The organism is Pseudomonas fluorescens group sp. PF-1, from assembly GCF_054481335.1.
This window is the reverse complement of record NZ_JBTMNG010000001.1, coordinates 1,360,550-1,387,397: the sequence shown is the minus strand read 5'-3', so window position 1 is coordinate 1,387,397 and position 26,848 is coordinate 1,360,550. Positions and strand designations below refer to the sequence as shown.

The following is a 26,848-nucleotide window of genomic DNA, read 5'->3' as shown; positions in this document are numbered from 1 at the left end:
TCTGAAGGAAACTGCTTATGAAAATCGTCAGCCGCGATCAGTGGTTCGAAGTCAAACAGCTCAGTGATGGCATTCGCCTGATTCACGAGCCGTACATCCGGCCCTTCTACCGCTGCAACCTCTGGCACATCCAGGGCCGTGACAAGGACCTGCTGCTGGACAGCGGCTCAGGGCTGGTCAGCCTGCGCGAACAGTTGCCGTGGATCACCGAGCGGCCGCTGGTGGCGGTGGCCAGTCATTGCCATTTCGATCACATTGCCGGGCATCACGAATTTCCCGAGCGCCTGGTGCATCCCGCCGAGGCGGACATCCTCGCCGCACCGGACGGCGAAAACGACTTGAGCAGGGCTTTTGTCGGTGACGATATGTTCGAGGCGCATCCGGACTGCCCGCTTTGTTACGCCGAGTACAGCGTCAAGGCCGCGCCAGCCACGGGTTTTGTCGAAGACGGAGATGTGCTGGATCTGGGCAATCGAGTATTGCAGGTCGTGCACACGCCAGGACACTCACCGGGCGGCATCTGCCTGTACGAAGCGGCGACCGAGACCCTGTTCAGCGGCGACATCATTTACGACGGACCGTTGATCGAAGACGCCTACCATTCCAACCTCGACGACTACGCGCGCAGCCTGCAACGCTTGCGCCGCCTGCCGATCCGCACGGTACATGGCGGTCATTTCGGCAGTTTTTCCGGAGAGCATTTGCGCCACATGATTGACGAGTGGCAACGCTGCCACGGCTGAAGCCTGCTGTACTCATCCTCAGGACATTCAACGCAGGGACAACAACAAGATCGCCCTCGAAGAACCATCATGAAAAAAGCTGCCGTTCGTGCCGCCGTGCATCACTTCATCAGCCGACTGCTGGAGAGTCAGGACGACTTCGACGACAACGCCAGCCTGGCGCAGTTGGGATTGGATAAAACGGATATCGAAGAGTTGATCTTCCATCTGGAAGACGAGTTCGGCTTGACGGCGTTTACCGCCGAGGAGGACCAACTGCTCAAGACGGCCAGGACGGCCAGAGACTTGAGTCGGTTTTTGCTGGAAATTGGCAGGCATTAACAATCATGATTGCCGGTTGAAACAATCCGTACGCGCCCCTGCAGGAGCAAGGTTGCTCGCAAAAACTTCCAGGCGACGCGTACTTCAAGACAATCAGCGTGATCGTTAACGTCCATCGCGAGCGGGCTCGCTCCTACAGGATTACCGGCGACGCGGTTGGCGTCGGCGTTGTTCGTCGTCCGTGCGAATTGGCACAGGTTGTAGAGGCGGTTCGATCAAACCGAGTGCGACACCCAGGTCATGCAGCCAGTTCTGAATTTTCTCTTTCATGATGCCCCCTTCAGGGTAGTGCCGAGCGGCCGGAATTCTGTAGCCCCTTCGCACTGATAATAGTCTGAAGTGCTGTGCAATGCTCAATCAAATTGGCAATGATCTGTTACTGAATCGATCACAATTGACCAATGTCAACTCAGGCAATCGCACGCGCCTGAATCTGCGCCGACGGATAGACCGCCTGTTGCTGCTCGATCCACGCATTCAGGTTGGCCCCGACCATGCCCTTGCGCCACATCAGCCACGTGGTCGCCGTGGCAAAAGGTTCGGCCAGCGGGTGTACCGCCACGCTTTCACGGCCCGGCAGACTGGCGAGCATCGACTCCGACATCAGCGCCACCCCGGAACCGGCAATCACGCACGCAAGCATCCCCGGATAGGACTCGATCTCCATGGCCCGCCCCATCGCTGCGTGATCATGGGAAAACCACGACTCCAGGCGCATCCGGTAAGAGCAGCCCTGACGAAAGGTGAACACCGAACGCCCTTCCACATCCCGCGCGCTGAGCACCGGTGGGTGGTCGGCTTCGCTGACCAGTACCAGTTTCTCTTCGCACAACAGCACACCGTCCAATCCCGCCAGCTCCGGTGGCCCGTCCACCAGCGCCGCATCGAGCCGGCCGGTCAGCAAGCCCTCAAGCAATTCGCCACTGGGCCCGGATTGCACCTGAAGGTTCACCGCCGGGTAGGTTCGGTGATAACGCGCCAAGAGCGCCGGAAGGTGAATCGCAGCCGTGCTGTACATGGTGCCGAGCACGAAGTCGCCGGCCGGTTGCCCCCCCTGTACGGCAGCGTGAGCTTCATCGTGCAAGGCAAACAACTTGGTGGTGTAGTCCAGCAGGACTTTTCCCGCAGGCGATAGCTGCAAACGCTGACGCTCGCGCAGGAACAGTTCGACACCCAGTTGCTCTTCCAGCTGTTTAAGCCGGGTCGACAAATTGGACGGCACTCGGTGCAGGCGTTCAGCAGCACGGGTGATGGACTCTTCCTCCGCCACAGCCTGGAAAATTCGCAATTGACTGAATTCCACGGCATTCTCCAAACAAGAACAAGTTACTCACTATTATTCATTTTTAAAGAAAGTCAATCGGTCCTAGCCTGACGGTCATTGATCTTCTGGTGGAACTCCGACCATGTCTCCCTTGATCCGCTTGCTTGCCTGTTTTGTCGCATTAATGATGGCCATGGGCATCGGCCGTTTTGCCCTGACGCCGCAACTGCCGCATCTGCTCAGCGAAGGCCAGATCGACCTGACCGACGCCGGACTGATTGCCGCTGCCAATTATCTGGGCTATTTCGTCGGTGCCGTGGACGCGATGTTCTCTCGTCGTCCCGAGCAAGTGCGCCGCCGCCTGCTGGGCGGTCTGTGGCTGTGTGTGCTGCTGACCCTGGCGTCGTTCTGGGCCAACGGGTTCTGGTCGCATCTGTTGCTGCGCTTTGGCACCGGCGTAGCCAGCGCCTGGGTATTGGTGATGATTACTGCGCTGAGTCAGCCACTGGCGGCTGCCACCGGGCGCCCGCGGCTCGGCGCCGTGGTATTTGCCGGACCGGGTCTGGGAATTTTTCTGACCGGGGTGCTGGCCTTGGTCGCGAACCTCTTGGGCCAGACGTCCGCCACGTTGTGGCTGGTGTATGCCGCCGTCGCCCTGTTGATGTTGTTGGGGGTTCTGCGATTTCTGCCCCGGCCCACCTCGACCGCACCTGCCGCTGCCAGCGTCGCAAGCTCATCCCATCGAGGCATCGGCCGTTTAGGCGTGGTCTATGGGTTGTACGGTTTGGGCTACATCATCCCGGCCACTTTTCTGTCGCAAATGGCCAACGCGCAGTTCCACGGGCATTGGCAGGCCGATCTGTTCTGGCCGTGCTTCGGCCTGGCAGCGGCGATTGGCGTGGTGTTGGTGAGTCTGCGTCGACAAGCGGCCAATACCACGCGTCAATGGCTGACGCTGACCTTATGGATGCAAGCCGCCGGGGTCTTCGCTTGCCTGCTGGGCAATGGTCCGGGGCTCGTGCTGGGAGTGATCTTGTGTGGCACACCATTCCTGGCCTGCATGCAGTTGGTGATGCAACGTTCACGGGAGCTGGCGCCCCACGCCAGCCAACGCAACGCCGGGCTGCTGACCGCCTGCTTTGCCGTGGGCCAGCTCAGCGGGCCGTTGCTGGCAGCATTGAGCAGCCATTTCAGCGGTGGCTTGCAACCTGCGCTGGTGATCGCCGGCAGCGGTTTGCTGCTGGCCGGCGGGTTGCTCCTGAGCCCGGTCAGGGCTGGCCAAGCGCTTTGCGCAAACGGCGACGCACCCACTGCTCAGCGCTGACAAACGTGATGCCCAGCAGCACCAGCACTGCCCCGATGACAAAGTTGAGGCTGAGCTTTTCGCCCAGCAGCACCACGCCGAACGTGACGCCGAACAACGGCGTCATGAACGAAAAAACCGCCAGGTTCGCCGCCAGATACCGGCGCAACAGCCAGAACCAGGTCAGATAGCTGAAGAACGACACCACCAGGCCTTGAAACAACACGCTGGCCACCGCCACGGTGGTCAGGCTGACGTGGGTGATCTGACCGCTGAGGAGCGCGATCAACAGCAGCCCGACGAAGCCGACGATCAACTGATAAAACAAGGTCAGGGTCACCGGCGCTTCCGACAATCGCGAAGCACGCACCACCACCGTGGTGGCCCCCCAGGCGGCACCCGCCAATACCCCCAGCGCATCGCCCATCAGCATACGGTGATCAAGGTTGGCCCAGGACACGCCACCGGCAAACGCAACGGCAATGCCGACGAAGGCGAGGAAGATTCCCAACCATTGCACCGGCCTCAAGCGCTCGCTCGGCAACAGCCAATGCACACCTAACGCGGTAAAAATCGGCGCGGTGTAGAGGAACACCGACATATGGGCCGCCGTGGTCAGTTGCAGGCCTTCGGAGATGAAGAAAAACTCCAGGCCAAACAGAGCCCCGGCCAACAAGCCGCCGCGCCAGGTGGTGCCGACTTGATCCCAGCCGCCCTTCCAGCAGATCAACAACCCGACGAGCAACGCGGACATGCCCGAACGCCCCGCAGCCTGCATGACCGGTGCGATGTCAGGTGCCGCCCACTTGATCATCACCTGCTGAATGCCCCAGATCAGGCACAACCCCAGCATCACTTGCAGGGCAAATCCATCGGCGCTACGCCGGGCGACGCTCACCGCACGACCTCAAAAACAACACACAACATGGCAGTGACTCGACAGTAAAAGCAAAGCCCCGAGCGGCTTGTCGAACAAGCGGCGTCGGGGCGAAAAATTATGCTGTCGATTATTAACCAGACGGCCAGAAATTTCCGCCTGATAGAGACCTTTAAATTCCCGCTTGCGTCATCCCGCCGTGACCAGCGGGAGAGATCGCTGCACCTGCTCACGCTTGGCCAGCACGAAGAACAGTGCGCCCCCGAGGAAACAACCGGTGAACCAGGCAAAGTTGGCCATCGGTTGCAGGACCGGGGTGAACGTAATCGCCACGCCCATCAACGTCGCCGGAATCAGTGCCTTGACCGCCGTCCAGTTGACTCCACCGCTGTAGTAATAGCGCCCGGTCGGGCCATCGTTGAACAGCGCATCAACGTCGATCTGCTGTTTTTTGATCAGGTAGAAATCCACCAGCAGAATCCCGAACAACGGGCCAATGAACGCCGCCAGCACATCAAGGGTGTAGTGAATCACTTCGGGGTTGTTGAACAGGTTCCACGGGGTGATGAAGATCGACGCCACGGCCGCGATCATGCCTCCGGCACGCCAACTGATTTTACTCGGGGAGACGTTGGCGAAATCGAATGCCGGGGACACGAAGTTGGCGACGATGTTAATCCCGACGGTGGCGGTGACGAAGGCAAACGCGCCGAGCAGCACGGCCACGCTGTTGTCGATCCGCGCCACGGTGGCAATCGGGTCGTGAAGCATTTCACCGAAGACAGGCAAGGTGCCGGAGACAATCACCACGGTCACCAGGGAAAACGCCAGAAAATTCACTGGCAGTCCCCAGAAATTTCCGCGACGCACGTCCTTCATACTCCGGCAGTAGCGACTGAAATCGCCGAAATTCAAGGTCGGCCCGGAAAAGTACGACACCACCAGGGCCATGGCCACGATCACTTGTCCGAATGCTTCCCAACCCGACAGGGACTTTTCCGCGAGGGTGAAACTGATATTGCTCCAACCGGCCTGCCAGACAATCCACCCGGCGAGCATGAACATCACGCCGTACACCACCGGGCCAGCCCAATCGATAAAACGGCGGATCGACTCCATGCCTGCCCAGAACACCAACGCCTGAACGAACCACAGGCTGAGGAAACCGAACCAGCCGAGGTAGGACAAACCGGCAAAATGTGGTTCTGCGTAGGTCGCCATCGAAGGAAAGAAGCGCAACACCACAATGATCAACGCGCTGGACGCGAGGTACGTCTGAATCCCGTACCAAGCCACCGCGATCAACCCGCGAATGACCGCCGGAATGTTCGCCCCGAACACCCCGAACGCCAACCGGCAGATCACCGGATACGGCACGGCCGCTTGCTGACTCGGCCTGGCCACCAGGTTGGCGATCAACTGCACAATGCAAATCCCGCCCAGCAAGGCAATCAACACCTGCCAACTGGCCAGCCCCAGCGCGAACAGGCTGGCGGCGAATACATAACCGCCGACGCTGTGCACATCACTCATCCAGAAGGCGAAAATGTTGTACCAATTCCATTTCTGCGGCAGCGGTCCCAAGTCCTGGTTGTACAGGCGCGGGCTGTAGCCGTCGGGCATTTGCTCGGTCATTGCGTAGCTCCTCGAAAACACTCCCGACGTGATGCCAACATCACACTGCGTACGGGAGCTGTCATTGTTTGTATACGAGTTGCTACGCAGAATGCGTGCCATAGACGATAAATGTGTGACAAATCGCGGTTCTACGGGCGTTTTATGCAGGCAGATAAACGGCGATTTTTGCTCAGAGATGCCCATGAAAAGGGCACTGTCGCCTGCAAACGGTGCACATGTCATGTATACAGAGAGAAATAGCGGACTGCTGCTCAGTCAATCGTTATTGGGCCAAATCTGATTCTTGAACCGTTGCGCAGGCCCAAAGGGGTGAGCGAGCCTGCTCGCGATGACATTCGCCCGGCCAACACCGTTCATGACTTGCTTGCAGCCAGCGCATTCGCCACACGAAACCCCACAATGCAGGCAACGGCACTTGCCACCGCGCCCCACGCCATGTCCATCAATGCCAACCGCGCCGACCACCCTTGCAGGGTTGCCCAGTTGGACAAGTCATAGGTGCCGTACGCCACCGCGCCCAACAATGCCCCCAGACGTGCTGCGTGTGTCCAGCTCCGCGCCGGCAACACCACAAACACCACACAACCGATGACATAGAGGAGGTAAAACACAGCGGCCGGGGCCCACCGCGGTTGCTCGAGCATCAACGAACCGAGCAGCTCCCGATAAGTCGACGCCATAAGGACGCCCAGCCAGAGGCCATCGAGTACGAGAAACGCCGCCAGGGTGGCGACATAGGCTATGAGTGTTTTTTTCATCATCCCGCCCTTACAGGAGCCGCCGCCGGTTCGGGCCGCTCCTGCATGGGGCTGGCAAGCGCTTAGCTTAGTTCAATGCGATCGGCATGAATGACGATCTGGCCATTCTTGTACAAGGCACCAATGGCTTTCTTGAAGTTGCCTTTGCTGACACCGAACAGGCTGGTGATCAGCGTGGGATCGCTCTTGTCACTGACCGCCAGGGTGCCATTGTTCTCGCGCAACTTGGCGAGGATCTTCGAGTTCAGACTGCTGGCTGCTTCCTGGCCAACCGGTTGCAGGCTCAGGCTGATCTTGCCGTCGGCGCGAACTTCCTTGATGAACCCCTTCTCTTCTTTACCGGCGCGCATGAACTTGAAGATTTCGTTCTTGTGGATCAGGCCCCAGTGCTTGTTGTTGATGATCGCCTTGAAGCCCATGTCGGTGGCTTCGGCAACCAGCAAGTCCACTTCCTGGCCTGCGGTGTAGTTGGCCGGCGTCTTGTCCAGGTAACGGTCCAGGCGCGCCGTCGCGGTGATGCGGCGGGTGTGCTTATCCAGGTAGACATGCACCACGACGTATTCGCCCGCAGTCATCTGCCGCTTTTCTTCGGAATACGGCAGCAACAGATCCTTCGGCAGCCCCCAATCGAGGAATACGCCAATACTGTTGACTTCAACAACTTTCAAACTGGCGAATTCACCCACCTGAACTTTCGGCTTTTCTGTAGTTGCGATGAGTTTGTCATCGCTGTCCAGATAAACAAAAACATTGAGCCAGTCTTCATCTTCGCTGGGAATATCTTTTGGAATATAACGATTCGGCAGAAGGATTTCGCCATCCGCACCACCGTCCAGATATAAACCGAAGTTAGTGTGTTTAACCACTTGCAAACTGTTGTAACGCCCGACTAAAGCCATGTTCAATACCCTCATTGCGTGGGCGCATTCTACCCGGTTTTACCGGGCGCGTTCGGTGCCCCGCCCGCTGGCACGGGAAAATCTCGCTGAAAGCCCAGATTTCCATGGGTCCCAAGGCATGGCGAGGCCGCTCGTCAGTCCATTCCCGCGATTTCAACCGTTGTCTGCGCCAGGCAAAGCAGTCATTTTTTCGCCCTTGTTCTTAGTTAAAACAGCAGGTTAGGAGATTAATCAAGATAATAACTTGCGCTTGACCTCGCCCTCGCACGCTGCCCTTCAAGGGATATTTACCAAGCAAATAGCCGGCCTTTCCTGTACGATGCCTGGCCAAGTTAATTTTCTACAGGTTAATGGCCGCCATGCGCGTAAAAGCATCCAACAGCAAAGCAAAGCCAGCTCCAGCCGTCGAAACCAGCGAATCGATCAACAACCAGATTGCTGCGTTCCTCAAATCCGGTGGTGAAATCCAGCAAATTGCCAAAGGCGTCAGCGGCCAGACGTTCGGCCCGTCCAAGCAGATCACCCTGGGCAAGAAGTAATACCGGTAATACACCCGTCCTGAGGCGCTTTGAGCTTCGAAGCGCCTGGACTGGCACCCGCGCCACACCTCTTCTGTTTAATTAATCCGCAAAAATCGACGAACGGCCATCGACCCCGATGAATCGCCGGTATCCTTGCACGCGTCTAGATCAAGCGTTTCAGCGGGCCCGAAGCCCTGCGCTCGCTGTTCATGGAGTGACGCATGCTCAAATCCACCTGCTTATTGCTTGCAGGCCTGCTGGCCGGCTCATCGGCGCACGCGCAAATTTTCCAGCGCGAGCTCGGCGACTTCGACCTCAAACTCGGAACCACCCCCAGCCGCAGCATGGCCCAGGGGCTGGTCAAGCCCTCGGCGGTCGGCTCCTTTCACGGTGGCCTCGACCTCAGCCACGACAGTGGCCTGTATTTCGGCCAATACGCACCGAGCATGGGCATCTCGTCGGGCAAGAACCTAGAAATCGATTCCTACATCGGTTTTAAACAACCCTTCGACCAAACTCTCGGCTACGAAGTCGGGATGATCCACTACAGCTATCCCAAGGTGGACACCCTCGACAGCCAGGAACTGTTCGGCGGCCTGACCCTGCTCAGTAGCCGCTTCGGCGTGGCTTTCAGCAACGATCCGGACAAACAGAACAACACGCTATTCGCCGACCTTGGCGGCAATCAACCGTTCGGCATCGGGATCAGCATGAAATACACCACCCATCAGTTGAACTCGCCGGTTTCGGTGGGCGGTGGTTACGTCAGCAGTTTCACCGATTGGTCGGTGAAGTTTTCACGCCCGCTCATGGGCATCGACCTTGACTTGATCTACAGCAACTCCAACCTCAGCGGCAGCGAGTGCTCGGCGTATTCCGGGCACAACAGCCAGTGTGATGGCCTGGTGACGCTCAAGGCCGAGCGCGCATTCTATTGATTGGCTGAACTGCCCGGCTCATCCTGCGTTCACATGAGAATCAGACGCCCGGCCTCGCAAGGATTCGCCCATGTCTCGCTGGTTCAAGCACATCGCCACCCTGCTGGTCTTCACCCTCGCCCTCGGCGCCTGCAGCCGCGTTGGCCTGGCCTATCGCAACCTCGACGTAATCATTCCGTGGACGCTCAGCGACTACCTGGACATGAACGGCGAGCAAAAGGACTGGCTCAACGAGCGCCTCAAGAAACACCTGAACTGGCACTGCACCACACAATTGCCGGGTTACCTCGAATGGCTGGATCGCTTGCAGAGCATGGTCGAAACCAATCAGGTGACCGACGCGGCGCTACAAGCGCGAACCTCGGAAGCCAAAAAGGCTATCGCTGATACCGCTCGCCAGATCACGCCTTCGGCCATCGAGTTGCTACAGGGACTGGATGACAAGCAAGTCGCCGAGATGAACGACGCCTTCGCCAAGGATCTGCGCAAACGTGAAAAGGAATACGTCAAACCGCCGCTGGCTCAGCAAATTGCCGAACGCGGTGCGCGCATGGACAAGCGCCTGACCGATTGGCTCGGCCCGTTGAGCGTCAGCCAGGAACAACGAGTGATGGCCTGGTCGACCGCGCTGGGCGACCAAAACACCCAATGGATCGCCAACCGCGCGCACTGGCAGAAACAGTTCAGTGAGGCTGTGGCGCAACGTCAGAGCCCACAGTTCCCACAACAAATCGAGACGCTACTGGTCGATCGAGAACGTTTGTGGACACCGCAATACCGCCTGGCCTTCGCCAACACCGAAGCCCAGGCGCGCTCGCTATTTGTGGATTTGATGGCAGAGAGCACACGGGAACAACGTCAGCGTTTGCTGAAGAAAATTGAGGGTGTGCGCAAGGATTTCAGCGATTTGAAATGCTTGAAGGCGGCAAAACAGGGGTAGACGGATCGCAGCCTTGGGCAGAGCCGACAAACGGCTGCGATCTTTTGTTTCAGGCAATCTGCGCCTTCGCCGCCAGCGCATCAAACGTCTCCTCAGCCAGCGCATCCTCCTGTTCATCCAAGACCTGACGTGGATGCTCGTTGCCCGGAATGCTGCTGTCGATCAGGCTCAACAGGCTTGAGCCACGAGGTGTCAAAATATAATTGGAACCGCTACCGCCTTGCTCATCGGGCCGAGGCTCGATGTAACCCCGCGCCAGCAGCAACTTTTCGTATTCGCCGGCCACCGCTTTCAGGTGATCCAGGTTTTCGGTCTGCTCACCTTCCGCAGCCTTCTGCGCCGCGTACTGCTCGGCATAGGGTCGAGGCGTGAAACTGCTCGCTCCGTTTTGCACCTCGTGCAGCAAACGCTCAATTAAATCCCAGTTATAAGTCGTCATCCTGATTCAACCTCCGGTGCCCGTGAGTGAGGGGCCTTCATAGGTTGTGACCGGCACGGCCGGCAGCCGTTCAGCCGGGGTTTCCGACAGCACCGACCGGCGGTATGTCGAATTGGGCAGGGACCAAACGACTAAGCTGTGTCAGTCACCTCCAAGCATCGCGCAGGAGAAAAACCCATGAACATTCAGAATCATCCCGTCGTGTCGCGGGAAGAATGGCTGGTCGCCCGCCAACACCATCTGGCCCACGAAAAAGCCTTCACCAGGGAACGGGATAAACTCAGCGCCGAACGCCGCGCTCTGCCTTGGGTGAAAATCGACAAGGACTACCGCTTCCAGGGGCCAGGCGGCGAACTGAAACTGGCTGATCTGTTCGGCGGGCGCAGTCAGCTGGTCATTTACCACTTCATGTTCGCCGAAGGCTGGGATGAAGGGTGCCCCGGTTGCTCATTTCTCAGCGATCACATCGACGGCGCCAACCAGCACCTGGCCCACCATGACATCGCGCTGGTGGCAGTCTCCCATGCACCCTTCGCCGAGTTCCAGGCATTCAAACGCCGCATGGGCTGGAAATTCGACTGGGTATCGTCAGCCGGCAGCGATTTCAATTATGACTTTGGCGTCAGCGCTCGAGCCGAAGAGGTCGCCGCCGGAACGGCTACGTACAACTACGAAAAAACCGACGGTTCCGAGGAAGAACTCCCCGGACTCAGTGTTTTTTATCGAAATGAAGCCGGAGAAATTTTCCACACTTACTCCACCTATGCCCGAGGCCTGGACATGCTGGTCGGCGCCTACAACTACCTTGATCTGACGCCCAAGGGCAGGAATGAAGAGGAAATCATGGAATGGGTGCGGCATCACGATCGGTATGAGGAAAAAGCCCCAGCGAGCTGCTGCCATGGGGGATGAAACACAAGGGCCGGGGCGCGGCCTTGCGACAAGCCAACGCCTGTGGGAGCTGTGTGGTGGCGACTATTGGCGGACATAAAAAAACCGGACCTGGGTCCGGTTTTTTCATGGGGATCGCTACGGCTGCTTTATTCAGCAGCCGGCGCTTCCGGCTTGCGACGCTTGAGCGGGGCCATGCCATCCTTGCTGACCAGGGAATCGCTCTTCGGCCGGTTGGCGCTCTTGCGCTTGGTCGGGGTCTTGGCGGCGGCTTTTTTCTTGTCGCCCTTGGCGTCGGTCTTTTTCTTCTTCACGCCAACAGCCTTGCCCGAAGCCTTGACCTTTTTCGGTCCGCCATAGGTGCCTTTGACTTCCTTGATGGTGCGGCGCTCGAAGCTCTGCTTGAGGTAGCGCTCGATGCTCGACATCAGGTTCCAGTCGCCGTGGCAGATCAGCGAGATGGCCAGGCCATCGTTGCCCGCGCGACCGGTACGACCAATACGGTGCACGTATTCGTCACCGCTGCGTGGCATGTCGAAGTTGATCACCAGGTCCAGACCGTCCACGTCCAGGCCGCGAGCGGCGACGTCGGTCGCCACGAGGATTTTCACCCCGCCCTGCTTCAGGCGGTCGATCGCCAGTTTGCGATCCTTCTGGTCTTTCTCGCCGTGCAACACGAACGCCTTGTATTCCTGCGCCACCAGGCGGCCGTAGATACGGTCAGCCATGGCCCGGGTGTTGGTGAACACGATGGCCTTCTGGTAGGTCTCGTTGGCCAGCAGCCAGTTGACGATTTGCTCTTTGTGCTGGTTGTGGTCGGCGGTGATGATTTGCTGACGGGTGGTCTCGTTCAGCTGGCTGACCGCATTGAGCTGCAAGTGCTCAGGGTTGTTCAGCACCTTGGCGACCATCTCGCGCAGGCCAGAACCGCCGGTAGTGGCGGAGAACAGCATGGTTTGCTGACGGTTGGTACATTCGTCCACCAGGCGCTGGACGTCGTCGGCAAAGCCCATGTCGAGCATGCGGTCAGCTTCGTCGAGCACCAGCACTTCGACTTCTTTCAGGTCGAGGTTGCCAGCGTTCAGTTGCTCGATCATCCGGCCCGGCGTACCGATCAGGATGTCCGGCACCTTGCGCAGCATGGCGGCCTGGACTTTGAAGTCTTCACCACCAGTGATCAGGCCCGACTTGATGAAGGTGAACTGCGAGAAGCGTTCGACTTCTTTCAGGGTCTGCTGGGCCAGCTCGCGGGTCGGCAGCAGGATCAGGGTCTTGATGCTGACGCGGATCTTGGCCGGACCGATCAGGCGGTTGAGGATCGGCAAGACGAATGCAGCGGTCTTGCCGCTACCGGTTTGCGCTGTCACCCGCAGGTCACGCCCTTGGAGCGCCAGCGGAATGGCCGCTGCTTGCACAGGCGTTGGCTCGACAAATTTCAGCTCGGCCACGGCTTTGAGCAGGCGTTCGTGCAGGGCGAATTGGGAAAACACGGGTGCTACCTCGAAGAAATGCAAAAAAACAGCTGCATAGGGTAACGGTTTCGAGCGCTCAGGCCGAGTTTCTTTATGCAAACGACAGCAAACAGTGGCTTTTTTGTTGCCTGATTTGTCCCCGAGTCTAATTCAAAGCCTCTAACTGGCTGGCATTCTCACCTAAATGGGTGTCCGGGATTCGTTGGCCGCCCGACCTCAAGCGGTGTGATCTGAAATCATTTGGTCAGCAAATGAGTACAAGCGGAAGTGGCGTTCACGACCTACAAATGCGAATACGTATCAACGGCAAATAATTTGATATACCATGCGCCGCGAACTATTGGCACGTATGCCGTCCCCTTTGGCTATTTTCTCAAGGCTTTCCCGATGCGTCGTACGCTGGTCTCTATCTGTGTCCTTAATGTGTTTTCCGCTCCCTCTTGGGCGCAACCCACAACCGATACCCCCAGTCTAGAGTTGCAAGCGACCGAAATCGTCGGTACGGCCGAGTACGAAACGGCTCAAGGGCCAGTGCAGGGTTACCGCGCAACGCGATCCGCCAGCGCGACGCGAACCGACACGCCGATTCATGAAACTCCGCAATCCATCAGCGTGGTGACCAAAGAGGTGGTAGAGGACATTGGGGCTACACGCCTTCAAGAAGCACTCGACTATGCCGGCGGGGTGGGACGCGCCAACAACTTCGGCGGCCAAGGGCTGACCACTTTCACCGTGCGTGGATTTACCACTGGCGAGTTCTATCGAAACGGCTTTCCGATCAACCGCGGTTATCCGAACATGCCCGATGCCAATACCATCGAGCGGCTCGAAGTGCTACGAGGGCCGGCGACCATGCTCTACGGTCGAGGCGACCCGGGGGGCACGTTCAACGTGGTCTCCAAACAGCCTCTGGCCGTGCCAACCGTCACGCTGGGCAGCCAACTCGATGACCAGGGGATGAAGCGCGGCACACTGGACGCCTCCGGCCCGCTGGATGAAGAAGGCCGCCTGGCCTATCGCTTGAACGTGGTAGGTGAGGGCGGCGATACGTTCCGCGATCATGTCGAGAGCGAACGTTACGGCGTGACGCCGGTGCTTTCCTGGCAGGCCACCGATGACACCAAGGTGATTTTCGAGGGTGACTTCATGCGCAACAATCACCCGCTGGATCGCGGTGTGACCCGCTATCCCAACCAGATCGGCACCGCGTCGCGTGATACGTTCTTCGGTGAAAAAGACGTCGGCAAGTTGCACAACGACAACAACATGGCCCAATTGCGTTTCGAGCACTTCCTGAGTGACAACTGGACATTGGGTGGCGGTTTCCAATGGCTCGATGGCACCTTGCAGGGCAATGCCATTGAAGCCAACGGCGTCGCGGCCGACGGGCGCACGCTGGGGCGCAACTTCAACTATCGCAAGCTGGAGTGGACAGACAAGGACACTCAGCTGAACCTTACCGGGCATTTCTCCACCGGCGGCTTCGATCACACCTTGTTGACCGGTGTCGAATACGAAGATTACGACTACAAGTCCATCATCCAGCGTTCCAGTGGTGCAGTGAGTGCCTACCCGATTGATCTCTTCAACCCGGTGTACGGCCAGCCTCGTCCGGCCCTGACCCGCACGCCGACCCACGATAAGGAAAATCTCAAGACATACGCCGCCTTCGTCCAGGACCAGGTGGCATTGACCGAGCGCTTGAAAGTTTTGGCTGGCGCCCGTTTTGAGCGTTTCGAGCATGACTATGAAACCTTTGTGCCGGGGGCCAGGAGCTGGGAGGCGAGCGACAACGCGGTGACCCCGCGTCTCGGAGTCCTTTATGACCTTACCGATACTGTCGCGGTGTATGCCGATACCGCGCGCTCGTTCAAACCCAACACGGGCGCGAGTCGACAGGGGGGTGGCTTTGAGCCGGAAAAGGGTCAGTCCTATGAGATGGGGATCAAATGGGAGGCGCTGGATCGTCAGTTGAATGTTGACGCGGCGATCTACCAGATTGAAAAACGAAACGTCCTCACCACCGACCCCGTGGACTCGACGTTCAGCGTGGCGGCTGGCGAAGTCCGCAGCCGGGGCTTTGATTTGAACGTGGCAGGCAATGTAACCCCGGAATGGAGAGTGATTGGCGGCTATGCCTATGTCGACGCCGAAGTCACCCAGGACAATGTGATCCAGTCGGGCACTCGGCTGTTGAACATCCCGAAGAACAGCTTCAGCCTGCTCAACGTGTATGAATTCCAGGATGGCAACCTCAAAGGGCTGGGCTTGGGTGTGGGTAGCAAGTACGTCGACGAACGTGCAGGCCAGACTGCTAACACAGCGTTTTCGATGGGCAGTTACACCGTCGTCGATTTGCTCGGCTTTTATAAGATCAACGACAAGGTCAGGCTTAATCTCGATGTGAAGAACGTGTTCGACCGCGACTATGAAGAAGGCGCCTTCGGCAATGTCTACGCTTACCCGGGTGAACCGAGAACCGTTCAAGTCGGTATTTCGTACACCCTGTAGTCGATCCGGAAGATGGGGTTAGGGCTTGACGGCCCTTCCAGTGCCTTTCTGGTTGGGTGTAACGATACAAGTGTCCCCGCACCCTGAGTGGAAAGTTGACTGCCGAGGCATAACCTCTCAGGCTGGATAACTGTTGTGCCGCCCGTGCAACGCGTGGCGGCCAACATTTTTCCGTCCCGTCCATCAGGCCTTCCAGTGTCAATTGAAGTGGAGCAGTAACGTTTGGAATTAAGACAACTGCGCTATTTCGTAAAAATCGTCGAGCAAGGGAGCCTGGGACGCGCAGCGCTTGAGCTGGACGTCGGCGTGTCGGCTCTCAGCCAACAGATCGCGAAACTTGAAAACGAACTGGCAACCCGACTTCTGAATCGCACCACTACCGGCGTCACACCGACCAGCGCCGGGATGGCGTTCCTGCACCATGCCCAGCTGTGCTTGCGGCAATCCGAGAATGCGATCATGGCGGCTCACCGTGGGCGTATGAGTGGGTATGTCACCGTCGGCTTGCCGCCTACGACTGCCACTGTGCTTGCCCTGCCATTGATCAACGCGATGCGAGAGCGCTATCCGGATATTCAATTGCATCTGGTTGAGATGCTGTCCGGGCACTTGGCCACGCAACTCAATGCACGCCAGATAGACTTGGCTATTTTGTTTCAACTTGAAGGTGGAAAGCGCTGGAGCGTTACACCGCTGCTCGACGAGAAACTATTTGTCATCAGCTCACCTCTCCTGCCCCACGCTCCACGAGGTACCTGCGTGCAGCTGGCGGATCTCGGTCAACTTCCGCTGGTGATGCCGAGTGCGCAACACGGGTTGCGTTCAACGCTGATGACTGCATTTGAACGCGTGGGATTGGCTCCCAACATCATCATGGAAGTGGATGGTCTTGCCGTATTGATGAATGCCGTACGCGCAGGTCATGCCGCCACCATCCAGCCCGGTGCAGCGGCGGCGCTCAAAGGCGAGTCGGGACTTTCAGTGGTGGAAATTTCCGACACTCACGCAGGCAGACGAAACCTGTTGGCGACGCTGCCTGATGATGAACTGGCTCCCGCAGCCCTGGCGGCGCGACTGGTCATCACCGATGTCGCGCGACAGTTGGTGATTGGTCATCAGTGGCCAGGTGCCTCGTGGATCGACGACGTCGCGCCATGATCTCGATGCCCCCCTACCCCGGCGTTACGATGAGCGCCAATCGGCAAAGCCTTTATAAAAACTAAACACCCCAAGCGGTAATGCGCCTTTCGACACAAAACTGTCTGCCCTAAGGTCTCCCTACTCGCGAGGAGTTTTTCGTTCATGCCTCCTTGCGATTGAGGAGTGATGATGATCGACGTATTAGTAATTGGCGGCGGCAATGCGGCCTTGTGTGCAGCCTTGATGGCTCGGGAGGCCGGCGCTAGCGTCATGTTGCTGGAGGGTGCACCAAAAGCCTGGCGCGGCGGCAACTCGCAACACACCCGAAACCTGCGCTGCATGCACGACGCGCCGCAAGATGTCCTGGTCGATGCGTATCCCGAAGAAGAATATTGGCAGGATCTGCTGAAGGTCACCGGTGGGATTACCGACGAGAAGCTTGCACGTCTTGTCATCCGCGCCTCATCGAACTGCCGTGACTGGATGCGCTCCCATGGCGTGCATTTCCAGCCGTCGCTGTCCGGTGCCCTCCATGTTGCGCGCACCAATGCATTTTTCATGGGTGGCGGCAAAGCACTGGTTAACGCTTACTTCCGCAGCGCCGAGAAGCTGGGCGTCGAAATTCGCTATGACGCTCAAGTGACTGATATCGAATTGAAGGATGGAAAATTCATCGCCGCCCACATCAGTGAGCGCGATGTCGATGGACAACGTTTTCCCGCCGAGCGTATTCAGGCCAAGGCCTGTGTCTTGGCTGCCGGCGGATTCGAATCCAACCGCGAATGGCTCCGTGAGGCCTGGGGTCAAAACGAGCGCGGAGAATGGCCTTCAGACAATTTTTTGATTCGCGGGACGCGTTTCAATACCGGCGTACTGCTTCGGCGCATGCAGAACCTGGGCGCCGATTTCATTGGTGACCCGACGCAAGCACACATGGTGGCCATCGACGCCCGCGCCCCCCTGTATGACGGAGGTATCTGTACCCGTATCGATTGCGTATCGCTGGGCGTGGTGGTTAATCGCGACGGCGAACGCTTCTATGACGAGGGTGAAGACTTCTGGCCCAAGCGCTATGCGATCTGGGGTCGCCTGGTCGCGGGACAACCCGGTCAACAGGCCTACTCGATCATCGACCAACAAGCCCTCGGCCGGTTCATGCCGCCGGTATTTCCGGGCACTAAAGCCAACTCGCTGGAAGATCTGGCCCGCCAGTTGAAGCTTCCCGTTACGCAATTCGTCAACACCATCGAGCAATACAACGCGGCCTGCCGCGTCGGCACGTTCGACCACACCGCGCTGGACGATTGCCACACCGAGGGTTTGACGCCCGCCAAAACCCATTGGGCCCGCCCACTGGTAAAGCCCCCCTTCTGCGCCTACCCGCTTAAGCCCGGCGTGACCTTCACCTATTTAGGCCTCGCTACCGACGACACCGCCGCCGTTCACTTCAACGGCAAGCCTAGCCCCAACCTGTTTGTCGCAGGAGAAATGATGGCGGGCAATGTATTGGGCAAGGGCTACACCGCCGGCATCGGCATGGCCATTGGTACTGCCTTCGGTCGGATTGCCGGTGTACAGGCAGCCGCTTCGGCAGGCTTTGTTTCTCTTTCACAAACGGAATTTAGACATGCAGCTGTTTGATCCCAAGGCACCGAGCGATTTGATTCCGGTGCTCAACCTTGATGAAAGCGAAGTTCAGCGACAAATGACCGTTTGCAATGCCTGCCGTTATTGCGAGGGCTTCTGCGCTGTATTTCCGGCCATGACACGACGCCTGGAGTTTTCCCAGGCCGATATCCATTACCTGGCGAACCTTTGCCATAACTGCGGCGCATGCCTGCATGCCTGCCAGTACGCCGCACCTCACGAATTCGAAATCAATGTGCCCAAGGCCATGGCCAAAGTCCGCCTCGACACTTACGCCGAGTACGCCTGGCCACAGGTGATGGGCACGCTGTACCGGCGCAACGGACTGACTCTGGCGCTGTCGGCCGGTACCGGGCTGGCACTGTTCCTGTGTCTTACGTTGATGGTGATGGGCAACTTGTTCACCGCGATGCCCGGGGGAAATTTCTACGGGATCTTCCCGCACAACACCCTGGCCGTAATGTTTGGTGCGGTTTTCGGATTCGCGGTACTCGCGTTGACCCTTGGCGTGCGGCGCTTCTGGCGCAATGTTTCACCGGCCGACGCGCCCGCGCAGGTAAAAACAGCGGCCGCACTGGAAGCCACGGCCAACGTCGCCCGGCTCAAATTCCTGGACGGTGGTCATGGCGAAGGCTGCAATAACGCTGATGATCGATTCACCTTGTGGCGGCGGCGCTTCCACCACTTCACCTTCTACGGCTTCATGCTGTGCTTCGCAGCCACTGGGGTCGCCACGCTCTACCATTTCCTGCTGGACTGGTCGGCGCCCTACCCCGTCTTGAGTTTGCCGGTGATGCTGGGCATCAGCGGTGGGCTCGGCTTGCTGGTCGGCCCCGCGGGCCTGTTGTGGTTGAACCTGCGTCGCAACCCCGAACACGGCGACGAAAAACAGAAACCCATGGATCGCGGCTTTATCGCGCTGCTGTTGCTGGTCAGCGCCAGCGGCCTGGCACTCCTGGCGTTCCGTGAAACCGCAGCCCTGGGCCTGTTGCTGGCGATCCATCTCGGCCTGGTCATGGCGTTTTTCCTGACCATGCCCTACAGCAAATTCGCCCATGGCATCTTCCGCAGCGCCGCGCTGCTCAAGTACTCCATCGAAAAACGCCAACCCAATCCGATTAACGCCGGAAGCGACTGATCGTAGAACCACTCATTCCAATAACAATATTGATCAACCGGGTAACCATAATGAAAACAACCACTCAAGACAGCCGATCCAAGGGGTCGAAGCTGGGCGCCATTCTACGGGTCACCAGCGGCAACTTTCTCGAACAGTTTGACTTCTTTCTGTTCGGTTTTTACGCGACCTACATCTCCCAGACGTTCTTTCCTGCCACCAGCGAGTTCGCCTCGCTGATGATGACCTTCGCCGTATTCGGCTCGGGATTCCTGATGCGCCCACTGGGCGCTATCGTGCTGGGGGCTTACATCGACAAGGTGGGACGGCGCAAGGGGTTGATTGTGACGCTGTCGATCATGGCCGCGGGAACGGTCTTGATTGCCCTCGTGCCAGGCTATGCCAGCATTGGCATCGCGGCACCCGTACTGGTATTGATCGGACGACTGTTGCAGGGTTTCTCCGCAGGCGCGGAGATGGGTGGCGTTTCAGTGTATCTGGCTGAAATCGCCACGCCGGGCCGCCGCGGTTTCTACACCAGCTGGCAGTCGGCCAGCCAGCAGGTGGCGATCGTTCTTGCAGCCGCCTTGGGCTACACGATCAACGCGTCCATGGAAGCTGCCGAAGTGGCCGCCTGGGGCTGGCGGATCCCCTTCTTTATAGGTTGCGTGATTATTCCGTTCATCTTCATCATTCGCCGTTCGCTACAGGAAACCGATGCGTTCAAAGCACGCACGCACCACCCAAGTGCCAATGAAGTGTTCCGTTCGATGCGAGACAACTGGCGCACAGTGCTGGCGGGTGGCTTGCTGGCCTCAATGACCACCACCACGTTCTATCTGATTACCGTCTACACCCCCACCTTCGGAAGGACTGTACTGAACCTGAGCACCACCGACAGTCTGGTGGTCACGCTCTTCGTCGGCCTGAGCAACTTCATTTGGCTGCCCATCGGCGGCACACTCTCCGACCGCATCGGCCGTCGCCCCTTGTTGCTGGCGATTTCCTTGCTGTGCCTGTTCACCGCTTATCCCGCCATGCACTGGCTGGCCGCAGCGGCAAGTTTTGAACGCCTGCTCGCCGTGCTGTTGTACTTCTCTTTCTTCTTTGGCATTTACAACGGCGCGATGGTTGCGGCCTTGACTGAAGTGATGCCTCAGAACGTACGAGTCGTGGGATTTTCCCTGGCATTCAGTTTGGCGACCGCTGTTTTTGGCGGCTTCACACCCGCCATCTCCACCATCCTGGTGCAGGCAACCGGTGACAAGGCGTCGCCTGCCTACTGGCTGATGTTTGCCGCTTTTTGTGGATTCACAGCGACGACGATCTTGTATCGCCGGCAAAAAGCAGTGACAGTCAACGCCTGATCAACGAGAGGTTTCGTTGGCGTTCAGGTTTTTTCGCTGAATAAATCGCCCGCCCTTGCCTGCATTGACACGTCTTTCGTATCAATGCAGGCCTGCCACGCCCCCGTCCTGTCCAACACCCTGCCCCCAGCGTCCTGATAAGCGCCGGGCAAGACGGCATCAAATTTTGAATTGCCCCAGCAAGCTTTGCAGGCGATTGCCGATCATATACATCTCGTCGACAGTCTTGACCCCGAGCTGAGTCTGGTTGGCAACGGCGTCAATTGCGCGCGCAATCTGATGCACCCCGCGATTGATCTCTTCCGCCACCGAGGTCTGTTCCTCGGCAGCACTGGCGATCTGTGCGTTCATCGCATTGATCGTCGCGATCAGCTCGACAGTGTTGCCCAGGAACTCACCCGCCTGGTCGGCCTGAGCGTTAGCGCCTTGAGCGGCTTCGGTGGATTGGTGCATTGCATTGACCACCCCCCCGGTAGCGCTCTTGAGGCGCTCAACCATCGCTTGGATTTCCTGGGTGCTCCGCTGGGTACGACTGGCCAACGCTCGCACTTCATCAGCAACCACCGCAAACCCGCGCCCGGCAGCGCCGGCACGGGCGGCTTCAATTGCCGCATTGAGAGCCAGAAGATTGGTCTGTTCAGCAATGGAGCGAATGACATCCAGCACGGCGACAATAGACGTTACATCGCTTTGAAGATGATTCATGGAGATACCGCTCTCATCAAGCTCAACGGTCAATGCCTGAATTCGAGAGATGCTGCCATCGACAATTTGCCTGGCTTTTCGGGACTGTTTGTCGGTCTCGACGGCTGCCTCTGCAGCATTTTGTGCACTGACCGACACTTCTTGCGCCGCCGCCGACATCTGGTTGATCGCCGCCGCCACCTGGTCTGTTTCCTGACGCTGCTTGTCCATGGCACGATCAATTTGTCGACTCTGATCGGCCACACGACTAACGGATCCGTTCAACTGCTCGCTCATGGCAACAATCTGGCTGACAAGGCTGTGAATCTTTTCGATAAACGCATTGAACGAACCGGCCAGTTGTCCCAGTTCGTCTCGACTCACCAGCGGCAGCCGCCGCGTCAGATCACCCTCGCCCGCAGCAATTTCGTCAAGATGAGCTCGAATTAAGGTCAAGGGACGTAAACTGCGTTTGACCAGCACAAGCGCCAGTGCCCCGATAATGCCAATCAGCGCGGTAGCGATGAGGGCAATGCTGTACATCAAGTTGCGAACCCGACGATCAACATCTGCCCGCACCTTGGCGACTTGAAGTTCAATGCTGTCCAGATTGATCGCGGTGACCACCACCATGTCCCACTTGGGCAAATAGAAACTGTAAGCCAGCTTCGGCACCACCTTATCGGTGTTGACCACGCCGCCTGAATAGGTGACGAAGTGAGTTTCATTTTTTGCCGCTTCGACCATTTCGCGGTTCAAGTACTTCCCGTTGACGTCTTTGCGGTCACTCATATTGGTGCCGACGCCTTCGCTGCTGTCACCGCGAAACAGGCGTACAACCTGGCTGTCATAACCGATGAAATAACCGTCATCACCATACTTCACTTTGGATAAACGGCTGATCGCCAAGACTCGGCCGGAGGTCTCTCCAGGGGCCGCTCGATCATAAAGTTCAGCGATGGAAGTGCGAGCGATGCTCGCGTAATCCTTGAGCCGGGTGCGGCTCTCCTCAAGCAATCGCTCGCGGGTCTGAGCGATTTCCTGCTCGGCCTGAGACTGCAAAGTGCCGCGGGTGCTCAAGCCTAAAACCAGAGCAAACAGCATCACCGGCAATAAGGTCAGCAGCAGTATTTTGGTTTTGAACGACATCATTGAATTCCTTGACCCATTCCCTTAAAGCCGCCGCTGAAAAGGCGGCCCGCGAACATCGCGTGACCGCGATCAGAGGATCACCAGAGTGCGATGTCGTAGGTGAAGTAGATCCGGTTACTATCCCGGCCACGGGAATAATCAGAGCGGTAAACGTAGTTACGCAACCGCACCCCCAGGCCTTTGAAGGTCCCCTGTTGCACTACGTAAGCGAGTTCGGCGTCACGCTCCCACTCCTTGACCGTGGTGTTGGATTTACCGTCGTTACCGCTCAAGTAGCGGGTGGAAAATGTCAGACCGGGCACACCTGCGGCGGCGAAGTTGTAACCGTAGTTAAGCATCCAGGTCTTCTCGTCTTCCTCGATGAATTTACCTATCCCGGCGTTGCTGAACGAGTAGACAGTCGCGCCACTGATGAAGGGCAAACCCGCATCGCCGCTGAGGGCCTGGTATCCGCCACCAAAGGTGTGGCCGGAGATGGCGTAGGACAGTTGCCCGCTCAGCATGTTGTTATCGATCTTGCCGCCATAGGCGGAGCCGGTGTCGACACTGTTGAAGTAGCGTAAATCACTGGTCAGCACACCACCGCCCAAGGGTAGATCGTGCTGGATACCTGCAAAATTCTGACGGTAAAAGTTTTCCAACTCACCGTAGAAGTAACTCAAACGGATGTTTTTCCCGAGCTTGTATTCGGCGCCGGCATAGCTGAAATCTCCGGATTTATCACCGCTGTAGCCGTCAGGGACAATCGGCATGCTGTCGCTGGAATCACGCAGTTTGAATCGATCCAGATAGCCCCCGGTGAGGGTGAGGTTCTGGATATCGACGCTACTGATCTGTGTGCCTTGGTAGGTTTGCGGCAATAGGCGCGCATCGTTGTAGATCAGCACCGGAGTCTTGGGGAGCAAGGTGCCGTATTTGACCGTGGTCTTGGCCAGTCGCGCTTTGGCAGTCATCCCCAGGCTTGCGAATTCGTCAGCCGCACGACCGTCACCATGGACGGGCAACAAGCCAGTACCGCTGCGCCCCCGGCCAGAGTCAAGCTTGACTCCGACCAGGCCAAGGGCATCAACACCAAACCCGATCGTGCCGGGGGTAAACCCCGACTGATAATCCAGCAGGAACCCCTGGGCCCACTCGGTTCGTTCGCTTTTGGCCGTCCTGGCCGCTTTCGCACTCAAGCCATGCTCGTCGCGGAAGTTTTCATTGAAATAGACGTTGCGTAATTGCAGCTTGAGCTGACTGTCATCGAGAAATCCTTCCGCACTGGCACTGGCCAGCGGCAACAAACCAAGAACTGAAAACAGCGCCCATTGGGTGTACGAAGTGTTCATAGCAAACGACTCTTTGTTGTTATTTGGAGTGCAGGACATCGCGCACCTCGCCCATGAGGCGCGTCTGGAAAAAACAGGTGCCTGGGTTGAATCAGGTGAAGAGACTGATCGCCCCGGTCAACAGGGCTATCGCAGTAATGACCAATGAGGTGAGGACGGCCCATTTGACGGTGGCTTTCTGGAAATCGCCGATATCGCGATCGACCATACCGACCAACAACAGGGTTGAGGCAACCAACGGACTCATCAGGTGTACCGGTTGCCCCAGAATCGAGGCGCGAGCGATCTCCACCGGATCGATGCCATAGGCCGCAGCGGCGTTAGCCAGGATGGGCACCACACCGAAGTAGTAAGCATCATTGGACAGGACGAACGTCAGCGGCATGCTGGTAATCGCTACAACCAGAGGAAACAGATGTCCCCAAGAAGGCGGAATCCAGTCAACCAGGGTTTGCGCCAGAGAATCGACCATTTTCGTTCCGGAGAAAATCCCGGCAAAGATGCCTGCGGCAAACACCAAAAGCACCACGGTCATGGCGTTGCCCGAATGGGCCAGGATGCGTTCTTTCTGAATGTCCAGTTGTGGATAGTTGATCATCAGCGCCAGCACGAAGCCGATCAGGAAGAGGATGGCCGAATGCATGATCCCCATCACCAGCGCGACCATCACCGCGATTACCAACAGCAGGTTGACGTAGGCCAGTTTCGGCCGCTTGTGTGGAGTGTCCTCGAGTATTGCGTTGATGTAGCAGTTACCGCCGCCGCTCTCCAACTGAACGTTACCGATACGCTTGCGCTCGGCACGGCCCAGCAGAAACGCGGTGAACACCACCCACATCGCACCGCCAATCATGGTCGGCAACAACGGGACGAAGTAGGCGCCGGCATCCAGGCCCAGCGCTGCGATCGCACGAGTCGCAGGCCCTCCCCAAGGGGTCATGCCACTCATGATGCTCAGAGAAAGCATGGCAATGGTTGCCAGAATCATCGGATTCATGCCGATACGCTTGTAAAGGGGAAGCATTGCTGCACAGGTAATCATGTAGGTGGTGGTGCCATCACCATCCAAGGCCACCACCAGCGACAGCAACGCTGTGCCGACAGCGATTTTCATCGGGTCGCCGTTGACGCGCTTGAGGATCTTGCGAATCAGCGGGTCGAACAGGCCGGCATCGATCATCAAGCCGAAAAACAAGATCGCGAACAGCAGTAGCGCAGCCGAAGGCGCGACCATTTTCAGGCCATCGAGCATCATCTTGCCGGTAGTGCCGCCGAAACCACCAATGACGGCAAAGACAATCGGTACCACCGTCAGGGCGACAATCGGCGACAACCGTTTGGTCATTATCAGGAAGGTGAAGACCACCACCATGGCCAAGCCAAGCAATGCGAGCATAGGTTAGTTCTCTTGTTCTTATAGTTAGCGTGGCCGACGCACAGGCGCACGACCCCGTCCCCGCCAGTTGGCACGATCAAAGGTGCCTGGCGGGGGGTGTCATTGAAGTGTTTAGGGAGTCTCGATCCAGCCGCGACCCGTTAGACGTGTTCGGTGACCTTCGAGCCTTCCCAGTCCGGGTTCTGGACTTGGGTTGGGGTCGCAGCGGGCGAAGGATTACCGTTCAGAGTCTGCACCAGCGTTTCGCGATCGCAGGCGTTCTCCGAGATGGAGATCACCACGGTGGCCACGGCGTTGCTTGCCAGACTGGTCAAAGCCCGGGCTTCCGACATGAAGCGATCGATACCGATCAGCAGGGCAAGACCGGCCAAGGGAATGTCATGGATCACAGTCAGCGTCGAGGCCAGCGCGACAAAACCTGAGCCGGTGACCCCTGCTGCCCCCTTGGAGGACAACAGCATGATTGCCAGCATGGTCACGGTCTGGGTCAGGCTCAGATCGATGTTGCAGGCCTGTGCAATGAACACCGCAGCCAGCGACAGGTAGATCGCCGTACCATCGAGGTTGAACGAGTAACCCGTTGGCAGCACCAGCCCCACGACACCTTTTTTGCAGCCCAGGGCCTGTAGCTTTTCCAGCATCCGCGGCATCACCGGCTCGGTCGAAGAAGTCCCCAGCACCACAAGGAACTCTTCGCGAAAGTAGCGCAGCAACTTCCAAAGACTGAAACCATGCGCTCGGCAAATGCTCCCCAGCACCACAAAGACGAAGAAAGCGCAGGCGATGTACAACGTCATGATCAGTTTGGCCAACGAGCCCAGCGAGGTAATGCCGTACTGTCCTACAGTGAACGCCAGGGCGCCAAACGCACCGATCGGAGCGAAGCGCATCAGGTAGGAGAAGATCTTGAACACCATGTGCGAGGCGGCTTCCAGTACATCCAGTACCGGCTTGCCGCGCTCGCCGATAGCCGAGAGGGCAAAACCGCACAGTACGGCAATGAACAACACCGGTAGCACTTCACCTTTATTGAAAGCACCGATGAAGGTGTCCGGGATGATGTGCATGAAAAACTCGACCACTCCCAGCTTCGCGGCAGAATCGGTGTATTGCGACAGCCCCTTGGTGCTCAACTGGGAGGGATCAATGTTCATCCCCACCCCAGGCTTGAAGAGATAGACCGACACCAGTCCGATAATCAGACTGATCACCGTCAGCGCCAGGAACAGCAGCATGGTCTTGCTCAACAGACGCCCGAGTGAGCGTTTGTCGCTCATGCCGGCGATACCGGTGACGATCGTGCAGAACACCACCGGAGCGATCATCATCTTGATCAGTTTGATGAAGGCATCACCCAGCGGCTTCAAGGCAATGGCCTGTTGTGACCAAAAATGACCGACCAGCACACCCAACAATACGGCGAAGAGAATCTGGAAGTAGAGCGATTTTACAAACTTCATGGCATCACCCATTTTTAGAATTGTGCTGATGCAGAAACG

Annotated in this window: 24 protein-coding genes; 12 read left to right on the top strand and 12 right to left on the bottom strand. The window is 57.9% G+C overall.

Translation table 11 applies throughout. The features are described 5' to 3' along the window. Window positions 1-17 precede the first annotated feature (17 nt). Both ACX3YD_RS06620 and ACX3YD_RS06615 read left to right on the top strand, forming a co-directional pair. Window positions 18-743: an MBL fold metallo-hydrolase gene (locus ACX3YD_RS06620; RefSeq protein WP_458959509.1), complete on the top strand. Its 726-nt coding sequence runs from the start codon at window positions 18-20 to the stop codon at window positions 741-743. 69 nt (window positions 744-812) lie between these two features. Continuing rightward, a complete protein-coding gene (locus ACX3YD_RS06615) occupies window positions 813-1,064 on the top strand; it encodes a phosphopantetheine-containing protein (RefSeq protein WP_047532144.1) in 252 nt (83 codons plus the stop codon). Window positions 1,065-1,205: 141 nt separating this feature from the next. Here the strand turns inward: ACX3YD_RS06615 and ACX3YD_RS06610 are convergent, their stop codons facing one another. Continuing rightward, a complete protein-coding gene (locus tag ACX3YD_RS06610) occupies window positions 1,206-1,334 on the bottom strand; it encodes a PA1414 family protein (protein ID WP_003184145.1) in 129 nt (42 codons plus the stop codon). A 139-nt stretch (window positions 1,335-1,473) separates the two neighbouring features. Further along, complete coding sequence (gene ptrR / locus ACX3YD_RS06605) at window positions 1,474-2,367, bottom strand: putrescine utilization regulator PtrR (protein WP_047532146.1); 894 nt, start codon at window positions 2,365-2,367, stop codon at window positions 1,474-1,476. 103 nt (window positions 2,368-2,470) lie between these two features. Between ptrR and ACX3YD_RS06600 the strand changes: the two genes are divergently transcribed. After that, the gene (locus ACX3YD_RS06600) at window positions 2,471-3,652 is read left to right on the top strand and encodes an MFS transporter (protein ID WP_458959508.1); all 1,182 of its coding nucleotides are present in this window, start codon (window positions 2,471-2,473) and stop codon (window positions 3,650-3,652) included. On the opposite strand, the gene ACX3YD_RS06595 is transcribed toward ACX3YD_RS06600, so the two are convergent. The 4 genes from ACX3YD_RS06595 to ACX3YD_RS06580 all read right to left on the bottom strand — a co-directional run bounded on the left by ACX3YD_RS06595 (window position 3,597) and on the right by ACX3YD_RS06580 (window position 7,803). After that, on the bottom strand, window positions 3,597-4,529 hold the full coding sequence (locus ACX3YD_RS06595) for a DMT family transporter (protein ID WP_103404949.1): 933 nt from the start codon (window positions 4,527-4,529) through the stop codon (window positions 3,597-3,599). The two genes, ACX3YD_RS06600 and ACX3YD_RS06595, sit on opposite strands and share 56 nt — an antisense overlap. Window positions 4,530-4,697: 168 nt before the next feature. Further along, entirely contained in the window at window positions 4,698-6,143 is a 1,446-nt protein-coding gene (locus ACX3YD_RS06590; RefSeq protein WP_458959507.1) for an NCS1 family nucleobase:cation symporter-1, read from the bottom strand. A 356-nt stretch (window positions 6,144-6,499) separates the two neighbouring features. Beyond that, complete coding sequence (locus ACX3YD_RS06585; RefSeq protein ID WP_458959506.1) at window positions 6,500-6,904, bottom strand: DUF2177 family protein; 405 nt, start codon at window positions 6,902-6,904, stop codon at window positions 6,500-6,502. A gap of 62 nt (window positions 6,905-6,966) precedes the next feature. Next, window positions 6,967-7,803: a CvfB family protein gene (locus tag ACX3YD_RS06580; protein ID WP_103404946.1), complete on the bottom strand. Its 837-nt coding sequence runs from the start codon at window positions 7,801-7,803 to the stop codon at window positions 6,967-6,969. 350 nt (window positions 7,804-8,153) lie between these two features. On the opposite strand from ACX3YD_RS06580, the gene ACX3YD_RS06575 reads away from it, so the two are divergent. The 3 genes from ACX3YD_RS06575 (at window position 8,154) to ACX3YD_RS06565 (ending at window position 10,202) form a co-directional block, all read left to right on the top strand. Next, window positions 8,154-8,342, top strand: a complete 189-nt coding sequence (locus ACX3YD_RS06575) for a hypothetical protein (protein WP_017337097.1) — start codon at window positions 8,154-8,156, stop codon at window positions 8,340-8,342. Between the two features lie 203 nt (window positions 8,343-8,545). Further along, on the top strand, window positions 8,546-9,262 hold the full coding sequence (locus ACX3YD_RS06570; RefSeq protein ID WP_103404945.1) for a TorF family putative porin: 717 nt from the start codon (window positions 8,546-8,548) through the stop codon (window positions 9,260-9,262). Between the two features lie 70 nt (window positions 9,263-9,332). Continuing rightward, on the top strand, window positions 9,333-10,202 hold the full coding sequence (locus tag ACX3YD_RS06565; protein WP_458959505.1) for a DUF6279 family lipoprotein: 870 nt from the start codon (window positions 9,333-9,335) through the stop codon (window positions 10,200-10,202). A 49-nt stretch (window positions 10,203-10,251) separates the two neighbouring features. Here ACX3YD_RS06565 and ACX3YD_RS06560 read toward each other — a convergent pair whose 3' ends face one another. Further along, complete coding sequence (locus ACX3YD_RS06560) at window positions 10,252-10,641, bottom strand: hypothetical protein (protein ID WP_047532160.1); 390 nt, start codon at window positions 10,639-10,641, stop codon at window positions 10,252-10,254. 177 nt (window positions 10,642-10,818) lie between these two features. Between ACX3YD_RS06560 and ACX3YD_RS06555 the strand changes: the two genes are divergently transcribed. Beyond that, entirely contained in the window at window positions 10,819-11,553 is a 735-nt protein-coding gene (locus ACX3YD_RS06555) for a DUF899 domain-containing protein (RefSeq protein ID WP_458959504.1), read from the top strand. Between the two features lie 128 nt (window positions 11,554-11,681). Here ACX3YD_RS06555 and ACX3YD_RS06550 read toward each other — a convergent pair whose 3' ends face one another. Next, a complete protein-coding gene (locus ACX3YD_RS06550; protein ID WP_103404941.1) occupies window positions 11,682-13,022 on the bottom strand; it encodes a DEAD/DEAH box helicase in 1,341 nt (446 codons plus the stop codon). A 369-nt stretch (window positions 13,023-13,391) separates the two neighbouring features. Between ACX3YD_RS06550 and ACX3YD_RS06545 the strand changes: the two genes are divergently transcribed. The 5 genes from ACX3YD_RS06545 to tcuC all read left to right on the top strand — a co-directional run bounded on the left by ACX3YD_RS06545 (window position 13,392) and on the right by tcuC (window position 20,786). Then, on the top strand, window positions 13,392-15,515 hold the full coding sequence (locus ACX3YD_RS06545) for a TonB-dependent siderophore receptor (RefSeq protein ID WP_458959503.1): 2,124 nt from the start codon (window positions 13,392-13,394) through the stop codon (window positions 15,513-15,515). A 222-nt stretch (window positions 15,516-15,737) separates the two neighbouring features. Beyond that, a complete protein-coding gene (locus ACX3YD_RS06540; RefSeq protein WP_458959502.1) occupies window positions 15,738-16,673 on the top strand; it encodes a LysR family transcriptional regulator in 936 nt (311 codons plus the stop codon). Between the two features lie 171 nt (window positions 16,674-16,844). Continuing rightward, the gene (tcuA, locus tag ACX3YD_RS06535) at window positions 16,845-18,296 is read left to right on the top strand and encodes an FAD-dependent tricarballylate dehydrogenase TcuA (RefSeq protein WP_047538994.1); all 1,452 of its coding nucleotides are present in this window, start codon (window positions 16,845-16,847) and stop codon (window positions 18,294-18,296) included. Next, window positions 18,283-19,440: a tricarballylate utilization 4Fe-4S protein TcuB gene (gene tcuB, locus ACX3YD_RS06530; RefSeq protein WP_458959501.1), complete on the top strand. Its 1,158-nt coding sequence runs from the start codon at window positions 18,283-18,285 to the stop codon at window positions 19,438-19,440. Before tcuA ends, tcuB begins: the two co-directional genes overlap by 14 nt. Before the next feature lie 50 nt (window positions 19,441-19,490). After that, window positions 19,491-20,786: an MFS transporter gene (gene tcuC, locus ACX3YD_RS06525; RefSeq protein WP_103404937.1), complete on the top strand. Its 1,296-nt coding sequence runs from the start codon at window positions 19,491-19,493 to the stop codon at window positions 20,784-20,786. A 159-nt stretch (window positions 20,787-20,945) separates the two neighbouring features. Here tcuC and ACX3YD_RS06520 read toward each other — a convergent pair whose 3' ends face one another. From ACX3YD_RS06520 to ACX3YD_RS06505, 4 genes are all read right to left on the bottom strand, one after another. Continuing rightward, entirely contained in the window at window positions 20,946-22,619 is a 1,674-nt protein-coding gene (locus ACX3YD_RS06520) for a methyl-accepting chemotaxis protein (protein ID WP_103404936.1), read from the bottom strand. Window positions 22,620-22,699: 80 nt separating this feature from the next. Beyond that, entirely contained in the window at window positions 22,700-23,953 is a 1,254-nt protein-coding gene (locus tag ACX3YD_RS06515; RefSeq protein WP_103404935.1) for an OprD family porin, read from the bottom strand. A gap of 91 nt (window positions 23,954-24,044) precedes the next feature. After that, window positions 24,045-25,349: a CitMHS family transporter gene (locus ACX3YD_RS06510; protein ID WP_458959500.1), complete on the bottom strand. Its 1,305-nt coding sequence runs from the start codon at window positions 25,347-25,349 to the stop codon at window positions 24,045-24,047. 140 nt (window positions 25,350-25,489) lie between these two features. Then, window positions 25,490-26,821, bottom strand: coding sequence for a dicarboxylate/amino acid:cation symporter (locus ACX3YD_RS06505; RefSeq protein ID WP_103404933.1), 1,332 nt, complete (start codon window positions 26,819-26,821; stop codon window positions 25,490-25,492). Window positions 26,822-26,848 lie beyond the last annotated feature (27 nt).

What these genes read in the sequence shown, in the direction of transcription:
- ACX3YD_RS06620 (WP_458959509.1), top strand. Translation starts at nt 18, where the DNA reads ATGAAAATCGTCAGCCGCGATCAGTGGTTCGAAGTCAAACAGCTCAGT.
- ACX3YD_RS06615 (WP_047532144.1), top strand. Translation starts at nt 813, where the DNA reads ATGAAAAAAGCTGCCGTTCGTGCCGCCGTGCATCACTTCATCAGCCGA.
- ACX3YD_RS06610 (WP_003184145.1), bottom strand. Translation starts at nt 1,334, where the DNA reads ATGAAAGAGAAAATTCAGAACTGGCTGCATGACCTGGGTGTCGCACTC.
- ACX3YD_RS06600 (WP_458959508.1), top strand. Translation starts at nt 2,471, where the DNA reads ATGTCTCCCTTGATCCGCTTGCTTGCCTGTTTTGTCGCATTAATGATG.
- ACX3YD_RS06590 (WP_458959507.1), bottom strand. Translation starts at nt 6,143, where the DNA reads ATGACCGAGCAAATGCCCGACGGCTACAGCCCGCGCCTGTACAACCAG.
- ACX3YD_RS06585 (WP_458959506.1), bottom strand. Translation starts at nt 6,904, where the DNA reads ATGAAAAAAACACTCATAGCCTATGTCGCCACCCTGGCGGCGTTTCTC.
- ACX3YD_RS06580 (WP_103404946.1), bottom strand. Translation starts at nt 7,803, where the DNA reads ATGGCTTTAGTCGGGCGTTACAACAGTTTGCAAGTGGTTAAACACACT.
- ACX3YD_RS06575 (WP_017337097.1), top strand. Translation starts at nt 8,154, where the DNA reads ATGGCCGCCATGCGCGTAAAAGCATCCAACAGCAAAGCAAAGCCAGCT.
- ACX3YD_RS06570 (WP_103404945.1), top strand. Translation starts at nt 8,546, where the DNA reads ATGCTCAAATCCACCTGCTTATTGCTTGCAGGCCTGCTGGCCGGCTCA.
- ACX3YD_RS06565 (WP_458959505.1), top strand. Translation starts at nt 9,333, where the DNA reads ATGTCTCGCTGGTTCAAGCACATCGCCACCCTGCTGGTCTTCACCCTC.
- ACX3YD_RS06560 (WP_047532160.1), bottom strand. Translation starts at nt 10,641, where the DNA reads ATGACGACTTATAACTGGGATTTAATTGAGCGTTTGCTGCACGAGGTG.
- ACX3YD_RS06555 (WP_458959504.1), top strand. Translation starts at nt 10,819, where the DNA reads ATGAACATTCAGAATCATCCCGTCGTGTCGCGGGAAGAATGGCTGGTC.
- ACX3YD_RS06545 (WP_458959503.1), top strand. Translation starts at nt 13,392, where the DNA reads ATGCGTCGTACGCTGGTCTCTATCTGTGTCCTTAATGTGTTTTCCGCT.
- tcuA (WP_047538994.1), top strand. Translation starts at nt 16,845, where the DNA reads ATGATCGACGTATTAGTAATTGGCGGCGGCAATGCGGCCTTGTGTGCA.
- tcuB (WP_458959501.1), top strand. Translation starts at nt 18,283, where the DNA reads ATGCAGCTGTTTGATCCCAAGGCACCGAGCGATTTGATTCCGGTGCTC.
- tcuC (WP_103404937.1), top strand. Translation starts at nt 19,491, where the DNA reads ATGAAAACAACCACTCAAGACAGCCGATCCAAGGGGTCGAAGCTGGGC.
- ACX3YD_RS06520 (WP_103404936.1), bottom strand. Translation starts at nt 22,619, where the DNA reads ATGTCGTTCAAAACCAAAATACTGCTGCTGACCTTATTGCCGGTGATG.
- ACX3YD_RS06515 (WP_103404935.1), bottom strand. Translation starts at nt 23,953, where the DNA reads ATGAACACTTCGTACACCCAATGGGCGCTGTTTTCAGTTCTTGGTTTG.
- ACX3YD_RS06510 (WP_458959500.1), bottom strand. Translation starts at nt 25,349, where the DNA reads ATGCTCGCATTGCTTGGCTTGGCCATGGTGGTGGTCTTCACCTTCCTG.
- ACX3YD_RS06505 (WP_103404933.1), bottom strand. Translation starts at nt 26,821, where the DNA reads ATGGGTGATGCCATGAAGTTTGTAAAATCGCTCTACTTCCAGATTCTC.